Origin of the sequence: Fuerstiella marisgermanici (assembly GCF_001983935.1) — a bacterium.
Taxonomy (GTDB): Bacteria; Planctomycetota; Planctomycetia; order Planctomycetales; family Planctomycetaceae; genus Fuerstiella; species Fuerstiella marisgermanici.
Genome location: NZ_CP017641.1, coordinates 8,739,894 through 8,757,198 on the forward strand (window position 1 = coordinate 8,739,894; position 17,305 = coordinate 8,757,198).

Sequence of the window (17,305 nt, forward strand, 5' to 3'; positions counted from 1 at the left end):
CCACTCGCACTCAAAATTGGATCGCACCGTGCTGCAGACCCTTGTCCGCCTCGAAGGCAAAATTCCGACTCGATTTCGCTACACGCGTCACATGTCGCGAGCTTTTATTCATTCGTTCCAGCTTCGGATTTTGGGGTTCTACAAGGGCGCCGCCATTCGCGATCTGGTCAAACGGGTTCACCATGAAGTCGATTGTCAGATCCTTTCCAATGAAGGCTATATGGCCTACTCGCTGGCTCGAGCCCAGTCGACAATGGACGGAGTGATGGCTGAAGTGGGGACGTATCAGGGAGCGTCTGCGAAGCTGATTTGCGCCGCCAAGGGCGATACGGAATTTCATGTGTTCGACACTTTCTGCGGTTTACTGGATGCGTCCGAAGAAGACCCGCTATTCCGGCAACATGATTATGCGGCGTCAGAAGAAAGCGTTCGGAAGTACCTGGCCGACTATCCCAACGTCATTTTCCACAAGGGGCTGTTCCCGGCCGACACCGGTAGTGACGTGGCCGACAAGAAATTCTCCTTCGTGAATCTTGACGTCGACACATACGCCAGCACGCGCGACTGCCTTGAGTTTTTCTACCCACGCCTGTTGCCCGGCGGCATCCTCTTATCTCACGATTACGCTCAGGCAGAAGGCGTGCGGAAAGCGTTCGACGAAGTACTCGGGACGAAGCCGGAATCCATCATCGAGCTTCCCGAAAGTCAGTGCATGTTCGTCAAGCAGGGTTAGGCCCGTCGGCTGCTTGTTTGCCAAACGCACACCACGCAATCGTTCCCGATGCAAGAGTGGCGGCCGCCCCGGCAATGTGCCAGAGTCCCACCGGTCGGCCGTCGGCTTCATGGTTCAACACCAGCAGCAGGATCGCCGATAGCGTCGCGACGACATACAGCGCGCTGGCGAATTCTTTAGCGGCGCTTCGGCGGGTATCTCGTCGACGGACCGCTGGCAAAAACAGGGTGGCCACACAGCAGGCGGATGTTAAGGACAGCGTCGTTGACAGGTAGATCAGCAGGCCCAGCAGCGTGCTTGTCAGCAGGCCGTACTGGATAAACAGTCGTTGCAACAAGATTAGACAGACCGCAACCAGTGCCTGCAGCGCGATGGACTTCGGGATTCCTGACCGCCGTGCGCTAAGCATTTGAGGAAACACGCCGTCATCCGCCATCTGCGAATACACGCGAGGTCCCGTCATGATCATGCTGGAAACCGAAGACAACAGTCCCAACGCAACGGCGAAGCGAACAAGGACTTCAAGCTTAGATCCGCCAATCGCTGCAGCAGCCACCGCCGCGATGTCTTCCTTCCATACGAGGTCTGGCAAGGGGGCCGCGGTGACGAAAGCAGCGTTCAGCAGCAGGTACAAGACCGTGACCAGGAATGTTCCCAGCAGAAGAGCGAGCGGGACGATCGTTTTTGCCTTGGGCGATTCTGATGCAACGTAGATTGCCGCATTGAATCCCGCGAAGCTAAGCGAAATCCAAACCACGGACGTCGCGATAGCCGTAACCAGGTCCATACCGAATTCCGGCGACGGTTGTTCGACCGAAGGCTGCCAGGCGTGACCGGGAAGCTTCAATGCCGCGACTGTCAGAAATGCAATCAACGCCGCCAGCTTTACCACGACAACAGCGTTTTGGAAATGCCTGCCGGTTGAGGCATGCAGGCCATGAGCGACGGCGCAAAGCAGCACGAGACAAATTGCAACGCCATCGTCGGGAAGCCATTCAGGCCGCAAGTTGTCCGGCACGGCGTATTTTTCGAACGCCACTGCTGCAGCTGCGATTGCTCCACTAAAGCCCGCGGTCAACGAAACCCAACCGGCCAGAAAACCGGCGAATGGGTGTACGTGGCGACTCAGAAACAAATATTCGCCACCAGATTGGGGCAGCAGTTGAGCCAATCGTCCATAGCCAATGGCACCGCACATTGCGATCACGCCGCCAATGATCCAGCACAACATCACACGCCCGGGCGAGCCAACTGCTCCGAGCGTAAAACCGGAAGTCGTGAAGACTCCAGCACCGACCATGCTGGCAATGACCAGCAACGTCAGCGATGGCAGTCCGTAAGTGGTTGCCGGTCGCGAGTTTTCGTCGCGACTGCCCGGTGCGGGGTCCGAAGTGTGGTCAGGGTTCGACATGGCGAGAATCGTAACCGGCCAATCGACGATTGGCGAATCGGCCGCTTCACAAAACGTTCGCCACCTCTTGGCAGTTTGAACGCACCACGGTCACGTAACACGATCGTCTACTATTGGCTGATCGTCCGGCGTAGTTCTTCAAGGTTCTGCGTCTTCAATGCATGCTCGACGGCTTCAATCATTGAGGCGCTGATCGGCAGCGGTTCACTAACTGCGGGGACATCGGGGATAATCGTTTCGGTTAACCAGTTGAGCAGTTCATCCAGACCACTTCTGGTGACAGCGGACGTTTGAATGACGGGACCAACGCCGACCGGCGGTTGATGATCGGCCGCGAGATCCACCTTGTTCCAAACAATGGCTCTGGCATGCGTCGAAGGGATCGCGGCGAACAGTGCCGCGTCGTCGGCCGTCCAGCCGTGTGAGGAATCCACCACCAGCAGACACGCTTCGCTGTCTAAGATTGATACTCGTGCAGCAGCCACGCCAACGGCTTCGATTTCGTCTCGAGCTTCATTCCGGACCCCCGCCGTATCCACGAACTGAAACGGCCACCCGTCAAAAATGACCTCAGCTTCCACGCGGTCGCGTGTCGTTCCCGGTTGATCAAACACGATCGAGCGTTCATACCCAACCACTGCATTTAGAAGGCTGGACTTGCCGGCATTGGGCTGACCGACGACGGCGACTCGCCACGGTTCCGTAAGATGCTGAGCGAAAGTCTGCCAGCTCAGGAACCGTTCCAGTGTTGGGCGAAGTTCACTGAAAGTTTCGTCACCGTTGACGCGGGCGATGAATTCCGAGATCGCGCCCTGCTGCTGGGCCAGCAGGAATTTCGCCGTTCGCAAAGTGCGACACTTCAGAAGCTGTGATTGAAGGCATTCGTCAACAGACGTTGCAGTGCTTTCCGGCTGAGTCACGCCGCCCAGATCATCGGCGATTCGTGAAACAGCCGCGTCGCCGCCGTGACAGCAGACTTCCCACACCAGGTCCTCGCAACGAGTCAGCACGACGTCTTCGGCACCCCAGAAACCGTATAGGATTGAGCCCACCTCGGCAGTATTTGGATCACGTCCGCCGGCCGATTGAAAGTGCGATTGCAGCGGCGCCGCGTCAGCCAACGTTGTCGCGGTGACTCGCAGCACCGCAACGGCCCCTCGGCCGTGTGCTGTCAGTCGTCGCACGACAAGGGGGGGCTTGGGGGGAAGGTTCACGCGTGTCACAATTCGATATTCTTACAGCGTTTCACGCTGACTTGTGGCCGCGGAAATCGGTTGTTGTCCTACGTAGGCCGGTTCCCACGAGCCAGAACCGGCCACAACAAAACGTAAATTGCTCTAGACGATCGGCCCAGAACAAAGCTGGCAGACATGAGGCCAGCTTTCGTGTGAAGGATGTATGCCGTCTGCTTGCCTGAGTGTTTTGTGATCGTGCCACGCCGAACTGTCAACGGCGATCGTACAATGAATCTCGCGTTTCTGGATCATTCAGGTCGCCGTCCGTGACAAACCCCAGACGGTGCTCGTTCATCAGATCGAATTGTTCCTGAGACAGGAAGTTCGGGCCAGGCACTTCAGCCGCCGTGGCGTACGCAAACGTTCGAACACTCCCATCCAGAAACGCCACGTTGGCAGAATCTGTATGGCGGAAATGCGTGTTGGGGAAGTTGCTGCTGGGCGCTTCCAGAAGCCAGGTTTCTTCAAAGCTGAAGGTTGGTGGTGAGAACGAAACTGCCTTTACCTGAGCGGCGTCGGCAAACACGATTGTCTCTGTCATCTGAGCGACGTCGCGAAATTTTCTGGTGGCTGGCTTCGTGCTGAGCGTGGCAGAATAAGTTGGCGGCGGCCATTCGATCCCCGACGATCGTGACAAAAAATTGCCGTTGTACCCGAATCCGGAAGCCGGCCGTCCGAACCGCACGCTGTCCATTTGGGAAGGGCCAAAGTTGGGGCATTGAAACGCCTTCCAGTTGGTTTCCATGAAGGGGCTTAACGGGCCCGCCGCGAAATCCAGCTGCTGGTTTGGATCGGGTTCGTCGTAGTTCACCTTGCCAAACCAGAACTGAGCGGTTCCCAGTGAACCGCTGAAGGTTGCGAGGTGCTGCAACCGAGTGGTGTCTTCAATCACGTAGGGGACCATCGTTTCTGAATACACGTCGGCATAGTTGTGAAGGGCCAGCGTGAGTTGTTTCAGTCGGCTGCGGCACTGAGTCCGCCGGGCTGCTTCGCGAGCCTGTTGTACGGCCGGCAGCAGCAGCGCGATGAGGATGGCGATGATCGCAATGACCACCAGAAGTTCAATAAGCGTGAAGCCGGATCTGCGACGGTGGATGGAACCAAAGAATCCGGAATGCGGTGGAAGGGGCCGGGACATGGTGACGCAATTCTGAGAAAAAAGGATTGCGAATCAGCATATGTCGGGCATCACAGCACGGCTTCCACGTCGTACCGCTCGTCTGAGCGCACGCTGGAAGTTAGATGGAGAACGAGGCACTTCGGGAAAGACCGAATGTCTGCGCTGTGATCGGCCGACATCGCCTTTCCGCGAAGGTGATATCAACAACAAACCAGGCAGGTCTTCTGACTTCCGGATCATCCAGACGTTTCTTCCTTCCCACCGAGACCTCCAGTTGAACTGAAGAATCATGGCAGTGGATTGAATAGAAACGCTGTCCTCGGTTACAGCGGCGGGACCGTGACGGATTTTTACCGTCTTCCCTTTTCACTCGCCCCAACGTGACTTAATGCACGCGGCAAGCACCTGATTTGTCCACAAAGGCAAGGCACCAAGGTACCGAGTCATCATGGCTGACGGCACAGTATCGCGCTGATGCCCAATTGCAAGGGGGACTTCAGCGTTGAATCGAAAATCGCTGTTCGTAGAATCCGGACCTCGACCAGACAACAATTTTTATACGACCGACGTTTTCACCCGGCCTCACAAGACCGAAAGCCATTCATGCAGGAAGCAATTCGCAAAGCCAGCGTGCTGATTGAAGCTCTAAGCTGGATTCAGCGATTCAAAGGGCGATATGTCGTCGTTAAGTTGGGTGGCAGCACTCTTGACCAGCCGGAAGCGGTGGACAGTCTGCTGACTGATATCGTTTTCATGGCCAGTGTTGGGATGCGGCCGGTGATTGTGCACGGTGGCGGTAAGGCGATTTCGTCCGCTATGGCAGACGCCGGAATCGAACCGCGGTTTGTCGAAGGTCGACGCTTCACAGACCCGGAAACGCTTAGAATTGCGTCGACGGTGCTGGTGGAAACGATTTCCACGAAGATTGTCGAAGTACTGCGGCTGAAGAATGCGACTGCCACCGGACTGCATTTTCAATCGGAAAACGTGTTGATTGGCGAGAAGCTGAAACTGCAGAACGCTGCGGGCGAGGCCGTTGATCTGGGGCATGTGGGCCGCGTGGTCGACATCGACAAAGATCTGCTGGTCCGAATTTGTTCGACGGGCACGATTCCCGTGATCCCCAGCATCGCTCTGGACCGCGAAGGGCACAGGTTGAATGTGAACGCGGACACCGCCGCCGCCGCGGTGGCTCGCGAGCTAAACGTTGAGAAGCTTGTGTTTTTGAGCGACATTCCGGGCATTCTGACGGACCTGAACGATCCGTCATCGCGGCTGTCTCACGTGACGGCGGGCCGAGTTCGGCAGCTTATCGCCGATGAAATCATTGCTGGGGGGATGGTTCCCAAAGTCGAAGCCGCTCTGGACGCACTGGATGCGGGCGTGCGGAAAGTCCATATTGTCGATGCCAGCATGCCGCATTCCGTTTTACTGGAAATCTATTCAGACGTCGGCGTCGGTACGGAGATTGTTCCCTAAGCAATTTTCCGAAATCTGCCGCCCCACCCCATGCGCGACAGCATGGCCTGTGCGACTGTCGGGCGGCTTGAAACACGCTCCCCGCGAGGCGGCCTGGGATCTTCTGAGAGTTCAGCGCGGCGATGGGCCTGGCCTGGTGTCCGACTGTGTCCCCGCGTTTGGCTGCGTTCAGGCTTTTGGCGGTGGCGAGCTGTTTCAGGTTTGCAAATATCGCACCCGGCAAGTAGCCTCCGCAAATCTATGCGTTCGGTGCGCGGTCAGACGGTCAGATTGTCTGAGCGAACCGCTCGCGCGCCGCGAAGGCGAGTGTGAGCAGGGATTTTGGAATCCACTGCGCCAGCCTTCAGCTTCTACCGCGACCAAAAGCAGAAATTCATGACCGACGAAAAAGACCCAGCCAAAGATCTCGCTGACGAAATGGCGGCGAAGCTGTTTGGGATTGAGGTAAACCGCGATGAAGACACCGACGTAGGCGGCGATTTGCTGTTCGACGAGTACGACGATGGTTCGTCGCTGGACAATTTTCTGGGCGGCTCGTCTTCGAAGACAGACTTGCCGGATGATGACGACGATACGGACTTCGATAGCCCGGTTGCCAGCCCTGAAGAAAGCCGAGCGACAGAATACGCGGACGAAATCGATGACGACCTGATTCTGTTCGACGACGAAGAGGAAGAAGAGGAAGCTCCAGCCACCGCTCCTGCCTCAACGCCCGAGCGTTCTTCGTTCCGCACGCAATCGTCTCAACCGCAGGCGGCCGCAGACGACGACGATGACGACGACGATGATGACATCTCATTCGGCGATGATGAAGACAATGACGAGGAGGACGACGATCTGGATTTTGGAGACGATGATGAGGACGACGACGAAGAAGAAGATGAGGACGACTTCGACGACGACGAGCTGCTGTTTCCCGACGACGACGACGATGATGAAGAAGAGGACGACGAAGAAGATGACGATGACGAAATAGGTTTCGAGGATGACGACGACGACGAGGAAGACGAACCTGTCGCTCGACCGCAACGGAAACAACAACCTGCCGCTGCCGAGAGCCGTGGGCGGCAGACATCCGATCGCAGCAGCACCCCAAAACGGTCGCCTGCCAAGGATGACGACGCAGTCTGGGACGAACTGGACGAGTGGGTCTGGGACGACGACGACGCCGGCAAAGGCCGTAAAGCCGCGGCTGTCGTGCAGGATGATGATTCGGACGACGACGAGGACGACGAACAGGTCGATGTGAAAGAGGCCAGAGAAGTCGAATCGGCCGAAGAAGAACGTCCCGGCAAGCGTCGTCGTGGGCGTCGCGGTCGAGGACGACGTGGGCGTGGTGGCCGCAGCGAGCCTGAAACAAAGAAAAAGGTTGCTCCCGTCGCCGCTGAATCTGACGACGACGATGATGATCACGACGACTTCGACGACATCCTGTTCGATGACGAAGGCGAAGATTTCGTCCGCGTCGCGCCAAAGGGTAACCGCCGTCCTGTCGCCGAAGTGGATGAGGATGAGGATGAGGATGAGGATGAGGATGAGGATGAGGATGAGGATGACGACGACGAAACGGATGATGTCGATGCTTCAGATAGCGACGACGAAGAAGAGGAAGAACGACCACGACCAAAATCGCGGCGGCGACGCGGCGGTCGCGGACGTGGTCGTCGTGGCCGAGGACGCCAGCAGGAGTCCACTCGGTCTGAAAGCCAGGACGACGAAAACGCGGAAGATGACGACGACGATGACGATTTGGATTTAGTCTTCGGCGACGACGATGATGATGCCGAAGAGGTTGAGCCTCAACCGCGTTCACGGCGTACGGCACGCCGCCGACGTCCGGAATCCAAGCCATCGGAAGCTACCGAACGCGAGCAGCGTTCGCGTCGCGGCCGTGGTGCTCGGCCAGCCAAAACTGACGAATCAGGCGAAGCGGACGCCGAGCCAGATGACGGCCCACGCACTCGACGTCGTCGCAAGCCGGAACCACGTGAGACGACATCCGAGTTTTCCGGAATCCCAACGTGGGAACACGCGATCGGCCTGCTTGAAGTGAAGTCCCCGAAAAAGGGACAATACGATCGCGGTCGACGAGGTGGCCAGGGCGGCGGATCCAGCCGCGGTGGTCGAGGTGGCGGTGGCGGTCGAGACGGTGGAAACCGGGGCGGCGGCGGTCGTGGCCGAAGCGGTGGAGGCGGAGGTGGTCGCCGTTCGGAATGACCGATGGCGACGATCGAACCGCTGGTAGCGATTGCAAATGGCATGGCTCTGGCCTGCCGACCACAATTCACGCGGTGTGATCAAATTTCATCAAAGAGTTCCCGAACAGTTGTCGAAGAATTGCCATACGATTACTTGATTCCGCGGAAGCGGATTGATAATCTTCCTGCACGCAAGCGAGGGGCCGTAGCTCAATTGGTTAGAGTACCGGACTGTCGATCCGGGGGTTGAGGGTTCAAGTCCCTTCGGCCTCGCTAATAAAAACGCTGGTCAACTCGACCAGCGTTTTTTTTGTGTACTCAATGAATGTACTCACTGGCTCTTGACTGCCCCATCAGTTCACTCAATTTCTCGGTCGCTCTTGCCTGTGAATCCTGCATCAAGTGTGCGTACAGGTTCGCTGTTGTCGCGAATGATGCGTGTCCCAGTCGATGCTGTATCACCTTCAAGTCGACGCCCGCGTATAGCATCAAAGATGCCTGTGTGTGCCTCAGGTCATGGAACTTGAACGTCTTCGGAATCCCTGCTGATTTGCGAATCGGATGCCAGACGTTGCGGTCAAAATTGGATCCGCGTAGGTATCCGCCCAGCGTGTCCGGGAAGCAGATCGGCACTTCATCCGGTGTGAATCCTTCCGCTACCGCCTTCTCCATTCGACTGGCCAATGCGTTTATTGCGATCGGCTCCAGCGTCACGACACGGCGACTCGTGCGGGTCTTCGGGACCTTGACGGTGATTTTGCCGCCAATCTCCTCCAACGCCTTTCTGACCGTCAAAACGCCTTCTGAGAGGTTCACAGCGGACCATTCCAGAGCGAACAATTCCCGTTTCCGCAGCCCGGTCATGGCTGCCAGCGTGATGATGTCGCCGATCCGATGGCTTTTGCATTCAGCAAACAACGTCTGACACTGTTCGCGTTCCAGGGGGATGACTTCCTTTCTTTCGACTCGGGGCTTGTCTAATGCGATGCATGGATTGAACGGAATCTTCCGCAGCTTCACGGCCTTATTGAGAGCGTTTCGCAGAGTCCGGATTGAACGCAACCGCTGGTTGTCTGAAAAGCTCTTCCGCTTCAGTGTCGCTTGCCATTTCTGAAGTGCCTCCGCATCGAGCCTGTTCAACTTGATGGCTCCAATAAACGGAACGATGTAGAGACGTGACGCCAATTCGTATTCTTCGAACGTCTTCCCCGCACGATTGACCGCCACGTCATCATACAGCCAGTTCTGAAGGTACGCTGCCACCGAATCTTTCGATACGACGGACTTGCTGTTCAGCTTGGCTTGCTGCTTCAGGTTGTCGATCTTATCAACCACTTCGCCCTGAGTGCCGCCGTAGACAGTCTTCTGAATTCGTCTGCCTTTGTCGTCCCGTCCCAGGCTGATCCGGCCCACCCAACGCCCGTCAGACTTACGCTGAAAGATGCTGCCTTCGCCCTTTGCTCGTTTTCCCATTTGTTCGATATCCTGAAACCGCTTGTTCCTGAAAAGACGGCGGCCGGCCAACACGACCAGCCGCCGTTGTGGATTGCCTACATGATCGCAGGCAGCTTGTTCAGTTCCTCGCGCACGTCTTCCCAGGCAGACACGATGTCGCTGGCGGTTTGGTTCGGTGTGCCCATGTTCGCCAGCGTTAGAAAGTAGCATTCGGCGTTGTCGCACCACTCCACGTAGACAGCTTCCACCGCGCTCATTTCACCGATGGCCCGCAGCACGTCGCGGCGCGTCAGACCGTTGTCGATACACGCCTTGAACAGCGTTACCAGCCGAACCTGATTCAATTCACAACATGACCACGCCACGGCGATGACTCGGCACGCGAGGTCGGAAAAGCGGTGGCCGTTTTGGGAGACAGCAGCCTCGGCGAGTTCATCGAACGATTTTCCGGACACACCCGCGGCTTCGATGTGGTGACGCTTTTCGTCGCCGTTCCATTCGGCGAACATGTCGGCCAAATCTTCGGGGTTGTAGTTGTCCGGATGCTGCGGAAGGTCGTTCAGGAATGCCTGAGGGTAGGTGGCAGAGATCATCACCGTTTCTCCTGTGATGCTGCAAACGCCGATCCGCCTGGCACTCTGCCCGAACTCTTGAGAGCGCAAGCAAAGTGCCGGGCTCGACTTCCAAGGCTGTCCTACCGGCCAAAACCGGTTGCGGCCCTCACGGGAACCCGCCAGCTTGAATGCCGAGACCGGCACTTTGACTTTGGTTTGATATGGAAAGATTTTGCACCACACTGGTGGGTGTGGGTTTGGTGCTGTTTCCAGCTTAGGAGCAAGCATTCTGTCAACCTGCTGTGGAAAGTTCAATGCTTATTGCACCTTGCGAAAGCGAGTTGCAGACACTGACGTTCGTGTGAAGGTTTCAAAAGCAATTCGGATCCAGTTCGCGTTCGCGAAGTTCCTCAAGCTGGAATTCCAGCTCTCCGATTGCCTCATTGATGGACGAGAGTTCCTGCTCAAAGCCCGCTGCCTTGCTCTCGTGCACAGCGATCTCTTCGGCCAGCCTTGGGGGAGGCGTTGCGCCCATAGACCGCTGACGAGCAATCTCGGCCTTCAGAACTTTCGCTGAGCTTTTATGGTGAGTCTGCTGGTGCTCCAGTCCTCGTTGCTGCCTCACAAGCTCTTTCCTCTGGCTGGCGAGTCTCTCTTTCGCGGCAGCAAGGTTCGGGCACGTTGCGCCGCTGCGGAGGCTGTTTTCGATGCTGATGAGCTTATAGCTTTCGGTGAGATCCGATTGCTCTGCCCGCAGTCTCGCAACTTGCTGCTGATGCTTCTGCAGGGTGGGGGCAAAGGCGTCTTCAGCCTCTTGAATCTCTTCGTCGATTTTGGCCGCTCTGGCGACTTCCGACTTGCCACGCTCGATTTGCGCGAGCAACGCCCGGCGACGCTTCAGCATTGCAACCTGGCGTTCCAGTTCTTCGAAGTCGACTCCGGCAGCCTGCATGATTTCAGCGACTTCATTGGCATCGACGTCGGTATCGTCCGCCAGTTGAACCCGCAGTTTCTTCAGCCGCGTGCGTGCTTGTTTGCGTGCTTCAGATTTACGATTCTCAGCCTGCTTTTTCAATTCGAACAGTTTCATAGTTACTCTCTAAAAACGGGGACGGAAATTTTTAACCGGCTCAAACAGCGAGCCGAATTCGGCGGGTGGTGGAAGTGCTTTGACGACTGACAGCGGTTCATTGCGAAGCGCGTGACACTCGTATCTGAGTGTTTCGAAGAACTCGAACGATGGTGTGTTAGTGACCTCTCGCCAATCCAGCAGTTCGAACGTATCAATCGGCCAGCGGCGCCAATCCATGCGGGAAGCGACGTGAATCATCATTCTGATGAACGGCAACCCATGAGCCTCTCTGGCAGCGAGCAACTCAGCTTCGACCGTGTCTGATTCGCCGAAGTCCTGCCACGTGCTACGACCGATACACTGGCGTGCTGCCTCGGCGTACGCCTGTGAAGGCGATTCGTTGCACAAGGTTTCAGCCATCAATCGATGAGTGAGCTCGTGAACCGCGACTGCTGTGAATTCGGCAATCGGCAGATCGTGTTGCAAAATCATCGCGGGCCCGGGGCCTTGATAGTTTTCGATCGAATCTGCATAGATTTCGCTCATTGACGGACACGTGATTCCCCTGATGTCCGAATCGAGCGTGACGCCTGGATCGGCAACAGCCAATAAAATGTACGGACCGGCTCGATTCTCCGCCTCGAGTTCGTGTTCAATCAATCGCCGCAAATCGGTCTGGAGACGGTTGCGAATTTGCTGAATGCTGTTGTTGTTCGTTGTCATCGTTTGTGGTCACTCACGCAGGAAGGGGTCTTTCTTGTCGCGGCGCGTACTTCGCAGGTATCCATAGAGACAGGCCCCCCCTGTGGGAGAACCTATTTTGTTTGTCGCTCCCGGTGCTGTGGCTTGCCATGCTTTCTGCCGGGGTTGTGCTTTATTCCGGACACCTTTAGCTGTCTGTATTTACGCTCTTCTGAATAAGGACGGACGGACAGTCCCTATAGGAACTGTCGCGTCCGCACTGATTCCGTTTCAGTCCGGACATTCGGACACCAATAAGGACACTGTCCGGATTCAAACTGTCCTTATTCAGATTCATCGCTAATCCTGTAGCCAATGCACGTTCTACGCCCTGATTTGAAGTCAGGGACTACAACGATAGTGTTGGCTGTTTCCAGTTCCTCCACGGCTGTTTGGAATACGTTCCGGACGGCTTTGGTTCCGCTTGCTTCAGCCAGCTTTGATTCGGACAGCCCGTCCGGACAGCGTTTCAGGGCTTTCAACATCCGCTGTTTCATATCCGCAACCTTATCGTTTTCGCGTGCCTGTTCCTGAAACGCTCGATGGTCCTGCAGGCTGGTGAAGTCGGCCGTCCACGCTCGTTCGTTGAAGTCCAGTTTCAGCAGACCGAACTGTTCGTCGCGTCCGCCGTATCGAATAGCCAGCTCATGTTTGCCGTCGCCGGTGTATTCGCTCATGCGTCCCATTAGCCAGTAGTTGCCCGCGAACTCCGCGATACCAGCTTGCGATAAGTCTTCGAGGTTGGGCGCGTCGTCATAGCTTGCAGACTTCTTAACGTGGTGCGCGATGATGGTTTTCGCCGGCTGGCAGTGCTGCATGAATCGACGCATGGCGGGGCCAACTTCTGTCAGATTCGCGGTATTCAAACCCGCCAATCCCATGTACAGCGGGTCCAAAATCACAACGTCGATTCTGTTGCTATTCACCGCCTCTTGAACCGCTCCGCAGTCTTCAAGGCTTGGAAGGGTGGGGAAGTGCGCGGTCTCGATTCGGATGCTGTCGCCGATGTCTTCGGGGCGTAGGTTGCGAAACTCCGCTGCCTTTTTCAGCTTTCGGATTGCCGCCTTTTGTGACGCTTCACCGGTGATCATCAGCACACGAAACGCCTGCGGGATCTCGAACCGATTCAGCCATGGGAACCCGCTTGCCAAAGAAACCGCCAGGTCTGTCAGCAGCGTGGTTTTTAACGACTTCTGTTTTGCTCCGAAAATGGTTGGCTGGTCGGCTGAGAAAATGTCTCTAACAAGCCATTGAACCGGCTCATCTGCCATTGGCCAGAGTTCCGCCGCTGCAACGCCGCCGAAGCCCCGCCCGATAGATTGGACGGCTGTTCCCGCTTCGAGCGCCGCCGCTTCTTGCGTCAGTTCTGTAATGCGATCAAACGTTCCATTCTTCGCCGCTCGCTCGATATCCGCACGAACTACCATTAACCGGCTTGCGGTCCAGTTCTTTCGAAGAATCTTTTTGTGGTAGTCGAGACTCGTTCCGGACACTTGATCTGCAAACAGCGACCGAACAACGTACTTGTCTGCGTGCTGATTCGTGTGAGCAAGGAACGCGAGAACGAGTTCCGCGCTGAAGTCTTCACCCGCCTCATCAATCTCACGAAGTGCTTCGAGCGTGAGCTGATAGTCCGGATTCGTGAACCACCTTGATTCAAGATCAGCGTGTTCGCCGATACCGGTTTGGCTCTGGCAGATTGCCGCCAGCAAGGCGAACTCAGACGCCTCGGTCGGGGCTGCTGTTGGTACACTCATCGCCGCATCTCGCTGTCGTCAGCCCACGCCAGACTTAGCTGCCTGGCTGGTAACTCGCCCTGCTTGATGACGTGTAAGCATGTTGCCTGGTCGATGTGCAGACGTTGGGCAATTGTCGCTGCGTCGTATGCGAGCGAGTGCAAAAGCTGAACAGCTTCGATGATGTTTTCGTTTTCGGTCGGCAATTCCGTTGCCTGCGGTTCGGTACGCTGTACCATGCGATTGCTCCTTTGGTGTTGTGTCGGGGCGCGAGTTGCTGCGTCAGTCCCGGCAAAAAATCTGAAAGCCTCGCCACGCAATTGGTGGGGCTTTCTTCTTGTCCGGATCGGGTTAGGCTTAACTCAGAAACTTCCGGCGGACTTCGGTCCACGGAACGCGCCGGGAGCGACCAAACGCGCGAGACTCCAGCTCTCCGCTAGCGATCATTGCGTAGATTGTGCTTATCGCGAGACTCGCGACCGTGGAGACCTCGCGAGCGGTAGCATTGCCTGCGAGCGGGTAGCCGTCTTCAGCAATCGGACGGCCCTTGTCGTCGCGTTTGAACTCCGTCGCGGTTTCAGCTTCAGCAGTGTTCATATGTCATGCTCCACGATATGCGGTTGTGTAGATAACGCTCGCTTGCGTCTACACCACACCATGGCGCAAAAAACAGCGACCGTACAGACTGTTCTGCCGGTCGCGTTTTTGTTCGGTCGTATCCGCTTTTAGCCGTTTTTAACCGTCGCTATTCGGCTTTGCGTTTGAGGTATTCTAAGCCTGCCGCCGTCAGAAGCACGTTGCCGCGAGGGCTATTGTTCTCGCGACTTGCCCCGCCTGGAATAGTGCCGTTTCGGATTTCATCGTTAATCGTTGTCCGACTGCATCCGGTATCTTTCATCAGTGCTGTGACAGAGCGCGCGGGCAGCCAGTCTGTCTGGCCATTCGGTTCACTGATCTTTCGGCAATGGTCCATCCAACTCCGCACCATGTCGCTGATCGCATCGCGTTCGTCGATGAACTCGGGCGGCTCAAACTCTTGGTCGAGCAACTCCGATGGCTTCACGACAGGGTAGAGCGGGAAGCGAGTTTGCGACTTCAGCAGCGGGTCATACAGATTCGCCGACACGATTGACGCATCGCGCTCCGTTTTTCCCGGTGACCAGTCCCATCCCTGCCGCTTCGCCTCCGCCACCAGCTTCGGCAGAAGGTCGGTCAGTGCGACGTGCCCATCGCGTTCAAGGCGAGTCAGCAGCCGTTCGCACAGCTTTACGAATCGAGTGTGATCGTCAGTCATCGGGGTTCGCCTTCCTGTCAGCGAACATCCTGAATTGAAAAGCGAAGCGGCATGGTTCAGGAAAACCATTTGTCCCGGCGGTGATCAAGCCGGCCGGTAGCCGCTCGCTGGTTTCAGTTTGTAGTTATTCTGAGTTTGAACCGCCAGTTCTTGCAGGTATGCGGACTAAAATCGGTGATGTGCTCAAGTCTCCCCCCTTGTCCAGCACTTCCTGCCGATTATGACCTGTCTTTCAAGGCGATTTGGAAATTTTGGCACTTCAGGAAAGAGGTTTACTCTCTTTCGATGACCACAATATACCGGGCTGAATCCATCAAATCCTCCGGTCGGCACAACATGTTGTAGGGAAGGTCAGCGTGTGCAGCAATGGTAGCGTTTTTTGCGAATCTGAGGTTGCTATCTGTTCGATTGACAGTCCCTCATTCGCGTCGTATTGTCGAACTACGTGGATTTAGACATAATTCACACAACCCCAGTGCTTCAGTTTTTCGATAATCTCTTGCCCCTGCGAAGATCGCAGATTGGTGACTCACGGAAGTTCGTCCCACCCCGTCATGATTGAATCCGCAATGACTACCGCCTCCCACAACGTTGAGAGCAGTCTGCAAAAGAAAGCTGTTGTCGTTGATTGGTATTCGGAACACGAGACCATTCAGGTATTTGGCCGAAACCAAAGCCGGTTTGAGATTCAGAAAGATCGCGCCATTGAGGCATTGCAAGTCGCTAAACAGCGAGAGCAATTCGATAAACAGCTAAATCTTTTAATTGGCAAGACCTTTGAGTGGTTGGTCTCAGGTGTGTCAGGGGTCGAATCGATTTATCTGACGCTACGCGACTCACGCTTAATGCTTGTCGTAATCGCAGAGGTTGCCGAATGCCAAGATGATTTAGAGGACTCGGTAACAGAGTTTGACATTACTGTTGCTGAAGATTCCGACTTGGATCTCATTAGAATGAATTCCATGGTGCTGCCTAACGCTTCTGATGAGGCTTTGAATTCCTTCTTTGATGAGCGTTTTCTCTTATCCTTGAAAAAACAGGGCGATTAGTGGCTGGCGAAGCGGACCACATAACGCTGGCCAACAAGAATCACGCCGCATTGGAATTGTTGTGCAAGTCTGGTGACTATCCCGAATGGGTTACCACGATCGCCTTCTACAAGGCCGTACACATCGTGGAAGCTGTATTCGCATATCAGCTAGGGCGTCACTCAAACGGACACGATGACCGCTTGGAACAATTGAAGTCCAAAAAGTTCCAGCCGCTGTTCACCCATTTTCGCCCCCTGTATTGTGCATCACTCGTCGCCCGCTACCTCGTTGACTTCGGTCCGGCCAAACTCGGACAGGGGCGGAGTGCCCCACAATACAAGACGTTTACCGACTACATGCCGACCGAAAAGGTCATGAAGTCACTCGTTCAAAAACGCCTGCGTTCTATTGAGGATAACGCTGTCAGCCTACTGTCCGAAGCTGCCAAGAGTTCAATGGTTCGTTGTGTTCAGTCGTAGAACAGGGGCATTCTAATCCGGACGGCGTCTGTCTAGTGTACTCAGAAAATGTACTCACGCCGATGGGAACCATGTACTCAATGGAGGATTCGTGCTTCGTTAGCCAGTGTTTTTGCACGCCATGTGAACGGTGGAGCGATTAGATTCCAACTGTCGATCCGGGGGTTGAGGGTTCAAGTCCCTTCGGCCTCGCTTGGTTTCACAGAGCAATCGTGAAACCGCTAGATTTAAGAAGCCCTGCAGCTCACTTTTGAGCTGCAGGGCTTTTTCATTGAGCGGTTAAGGGAGGTTCACTGTGTGAAGCTTGTTGCACCATGCTGCTGTGCTCTACTCAAGCTATCGCTGAGCACGTCGCTCTGGTGCATAAAAGCATATGCCTGCCATTCGCTGAAGCTCTGCAGGAGCCGGGTGGTGTCCGGTCAACAACCGATTTGGCGTTGGCCGCTGGGCGTTCGCTAACGTTTTCAAGCGAATAATGGGGCTGATCGTCGCGCCGCTGGCCCTAACCGATAACTGCGACAAAGCACAGTTTTTGCATCGCCAAGCCCGCCAGCCGGCGCCCGCTGGCAAAGCGGCATCACTGCGAGCTGGGGAACCCGCTCCCAATGATCAGGGTTGCTCCAAAAATCCGCGGCAACAGCGTGCCGCTGCGGCCTCAGAGCTTCATGGACGTCGCCTTCGCAGCGGCTCATGCCTTGTCGGTCGACTACAAGTGCTGCAGCCGACCGCTCAAGGCGACGCTTCTGCTGGGGGAGCCGCAATCCATA

16 protein-coding genes, 1 tRNA gene and 1 riboswitch are annotated in these 17,305 nt (G+C 56.0%); of the genes, 6 read left to right on the forward strand and 11 right to left on the reverse strand.

The genetic code is table 11. The features are described from left to right. Positions 1-28 precede the first annotated feature (28 nt). On the forward strand, positions 29-733 hold the full coding sequence (locus Fuma_RS33085; RefSeq protein ID WP_145944508.1) for a TylF/MycF/NovP-related O-methyltransferase: 705 nt from the start codon (positions 29-31) through the stop codon (positions 731-733). Here Fuma_RS33085 and Fuma_RS33090 read toward each other — a convergent pair. From Fuma_RS33090 to Fuma_RS33100, 3 genes are all read right to left on the reverse strand, one after another. Beyond that, on the reverse strand, positions 720-2,144 hold the full coding sequence (locus tag Fuma_RS33090; protein WP_077027883.1) for an APC family permease: 1,425 nt from the start codon (positions 2,142-2,144) through the stop codon (positions 720-722). The two genes, Fuma_RS33085 and Fuma_RS33090, sit on opposite strands and share 14 nt — an antisense overlap. Before the next feature lie 110 nt (positions 2,145-2,254). Beyond that, on the reverse strand, positions 2,255-3,358 hold the full coding sequence (locus tag Fuma_RS33095; protein WP_158521215.1) for a GTPase: 1,104 nt from the start codon (positions 3,356-3,358) through the stop codon (positions 2,255-2,257). 232 nt (positions 3,359-3,590) lie between these two features. After that, positions 3,591-4,517: a DUF1559 family PulG-like putative transporter gene (locus tag Fuma_RS33100; protein WP_077027885.1), complete on the reverse strand. Its 927-nt coding sequence runs from the start codon at positions 4,515-4,517 to the stop codon at positions 3,591-3,593. 179 nt (positions 4,518-4,696) lie between these two features. Continuing rightward, positions 4,697-4,923: riboswitch (cobalamin riboswitch) on the reverse strand. Between the two features lie 179 nt (positions 4,924-5,102). On the opposite strand from Fuma_RS33100, the gene argB reads away from it, so the two are divergent. The 3 genes from argB to Fuma_RS33115 all read left to right on the forward strand — a co-directional run bounded on the left by argB (position 5,103) and on the right by Fuma_RS33115 (position 8,449). Continuing rightward, on the forward strand, positions 5,103-5,978 hold the full coding sequence (gene argB, locus Fuma_RS33105) for an acetylglutamate kinase (RefSeq protein ID WP_077027886.1): 876 nt from the start codon (positions 5,103-5,105) through the stop codon (positions 5,976-5,978). 375 nt (positions 5,979-6,353) lie between these two features. Next, complete coding sequence (locus Fuma_RS35545) at positions 6,354-8,195, forward strand: hypothetical protein (protein ID WP_158521216.1); 1,842 nt, start codon at positions 6,354-6,356, stop codon at positions 8,193-8,195. Positions 8,196-8,375: 180 nt separating this feature from the next. Next, positions 8,376-8,449 (forward strand) — tRNA-Asp (locus Fuma_RS33115). Between the two features lie 45 nt (positions 8,450-8,494). Here the strand turns inward: Fuma_RS33115 and Fuma_RS33120 are convergent. The 8 genes from Fuma_RS33120 to Fuma_RS33155 all read right to left on the reverse strand — a co-directional run bounded on the left by Fuma_RS33120 (position 8,495) and on the right by Fuma_RS33155 (position 15,028). Continuing rightward, positions 8,495-9,649, reverse strand: a complete 1,155-nt coding sequence (locus Fuma_RS33120; RefSeq protein ID WP_158521217.1) for a tyrosine-type recombinase/integrase — start codon at positions 9,647-9,649, stop codon at positions 8,495-8,497. A 77-nt stretch (positions 9,650-9,726) separates the two neighbouring features. After that, entirely contained in the window at positions 9,727-10,224 is a 498-nt protein-coding gene (locus Fuma_RS35070) for a hypothetical protein (protein ID WP_145944509.1), read from the reverse strand. Between the two features lie 331 nt (positions 10,225-10,555). Then, the gene (locus Fuma_RS33130) at positions 10,556-11,275 is read right to left on the reverse strand and encodes a hypothetical protein (RefSeq protein ID WP_077027889.1); all 720 of its coding nucleotides are present in this window, start codon (positions 11,273-11,275) and stop codon (positions 10,556-10,558) included. 9 nt (positions 11,276-11,284) lie between these two features. Continuing rightward, the gene (locus Fuma_RS33135) at positions 11,285-11,980 is read right to left on the reverse strand and encodes a hypothetical protein (protein ID WP_077027890.1); all 696 of its coding nucleotides are present in this window, start codon (positions 11,978-11,980) and stop codon (positions 11,285-11,287) included. Between the two features lie 302 nt (positions 11,981-12,282). Continuing rightward, positions 12,283-13,755 (reverse strand): AAA family ATPase, encoded by a 1,473-nt coding sequence (locus tag Fuma_RS33140; RefSeq protein ID WP_077027891.1) that lies wholly within the window; start codon positions 13,753-13,755, stop codon positions 12,283-12,285. Next, positions 13,752-13,973 carry a hypothetical protein gene (locus tag Fuma_RS33145; RefSeq protein ID WP_077027892.1) on the reverse strand — a complete coding sequence of 74 codons (222 nt, stop codon included), beginning with the start codon at positions 13,971-13,973 and terminating at the stop codon, positions 13,752-13,754. The genes Fuma_RS33140 and Fuma_RS33145 overlap by 4 nt, the downstream gene beginning before the upstream one ends. A 118-nt stretch (positions 13,974-14,091) precedes the next feature. Continuing rightward, positions 14,092-14,331 (reverse strand): MerR family transcriptional regulator, encoded by a 240-nt coding sequence (locus tag Fuma_RS33150; RefSeq protein WP_077027893.1) that lies wholly within the window; start codon positions 14,329-14,331, stop codon positions 14,092-14,094. Positions 14,332-14,479: 148 nt separating this feature from the next. Then, on the reverse strand, positions 14,480-15,028 hold the full coding sequence (locus Fuma_RS33155; protein ID WP_077027894.1) for a hypothetical protein: 549 nt from the start codon (positions 15,026-15,028) through the stop codon (positions 14,480-14,482). 569 nt (positions 15,029-15,597) lie between these two features. On the opposite strand from Fuma_RS33155, the gene Fuma_RS33160 reads away from it, so the two are divergent. Together Fuma_RS33160 and Fuma_RS33165 are read left to right on the forward strand one after the other, a co-directional pair. Beyond that, positions 15,598-16,077 (forward strand): hypothetical protein, encoded by a 480-nt coding sequence (locus Fuma_RS33160; protein WP_145944510.1) that lies wholly within the window; start codon positions 15,598-15,600, stop codon positions 16,075-16,077. After that, the gene (locus Fuma_RS33165) at positions 16,077-16,538 is read left to right on the forward strand and encodes a hypothetical protein (RefSeq protein WP_077027896.1); all 462 of its coding nucleotides are present in this window, start codon (positions 16,077-16,079) and stop codon (positions 16,536-16,538) included. The genes Fuma_RS33160 and Fuma_RS33165 overlap by 1 nt, the downstream gene beginning before the upstream one ends. Positions 16,539-17,305: the final 767 nt, after the last annotated feature.

What these genes read in the sequence shown, in the direction of transcription:
- Fuma_RS33120 (WP_158521217.1), bottom strand. Translation starts at nt 9,649, where the DNA reads ATGGGAAAACGAGCAAAGGGCGAAGGCAGCATCTTTCAGCGTAAGTCT.
- Fuma_RS33130 (WP_077027889.1), bottom strand. Translation starts at nt 11,275, where the DNA reads ATGAAACTGTTCGAATTGAAAAAGCAGGCTGAGAATCGTAAATCTGAA.
- Fuma_RS33155 (WP_077027894.1), bottom strand. Translation starts at nt 15,028, where the DNA reads ATGACTGACGATCACACTCGATTCGTAAAGCTGTGCGAACGGCTGCTG.
- Fuma_RS33150 (WP_077027893.1), bottom strand. Translation starts at nt 14,331, where the DNA reads ATGAACACTGCTGAAGCTGAAACCGCGACGGAGTTCAAACGCGACGAC.
- argB (WP_077027886.1), top strand. Translation starts at nt 5,103, where the DNA reads ATGCAGGAAGCAATTCGCAAAGCCAGCGTGCTGATTGAAGCTCTAAGC.
- Fuma_RS33160 (WP_145944510.1), top strand. Translation starts at nt 15,598, where the DNA reads ATGACTACCGCCTCCCACAACGTTGAGAGCAGTCTGCAAAAGAAAGCT.
- Fuma_RS33140 (WP_077027891.1), bottom strand. Translation starts at nt 13,755, where the DNA reads ATGAGTGTACCAACAGCAGCCCCGACCGAGGCGTCTGAGTTCGCCTTG.
- Fuma_RS33145 (WP_077027892.1), bottom strand. Translation starts at nt 13,973, where the DNA reads ATGGTACAGCGTACCGAACCGCAGGCAACGGAATTGCCGACCGAAAAC.
- Fuma_RS35545 (WP_158521216.1), top strand. Translation starts at nt 6,354, where the DNA reads ATGACCGACGAAAAAGACCCAGCCAAAGATCTCGCTGACGAAATGGCG.
- Fuma_RS33090 (WP_077027883.1), bottom strand. Translation starts at nt 2,144, where the DNA reads ATGTCGAACCCTGACCACACTTCGGACCCCGCACCGGGCAGTCGCGAC.
- Fuma_RS33135 (WP_077027890.1), bottom strand. Translation starts at nt 11,980, where the DNA reads ATGACAACGAACAACAACAGCATTCAGCAAATTCGCAACCGTCTCCAG.
- Fuma_RS35070 (WP_145944509.1), bottom strand. Translation starts at nt 10,224, where the DNA reads ATGATCTCTGCCACCTACCCTCAGGCATTCCTGAACGACCTTCCGCAG.
- Fuma_RS33100 (WP_077027885.1), bottom strand. Translation starts at nt 4,517, where the DNA reads ATGTCCCGGCCCCTTCCACCGCATTCCGGATTCTTTGGTTCCATCCAC.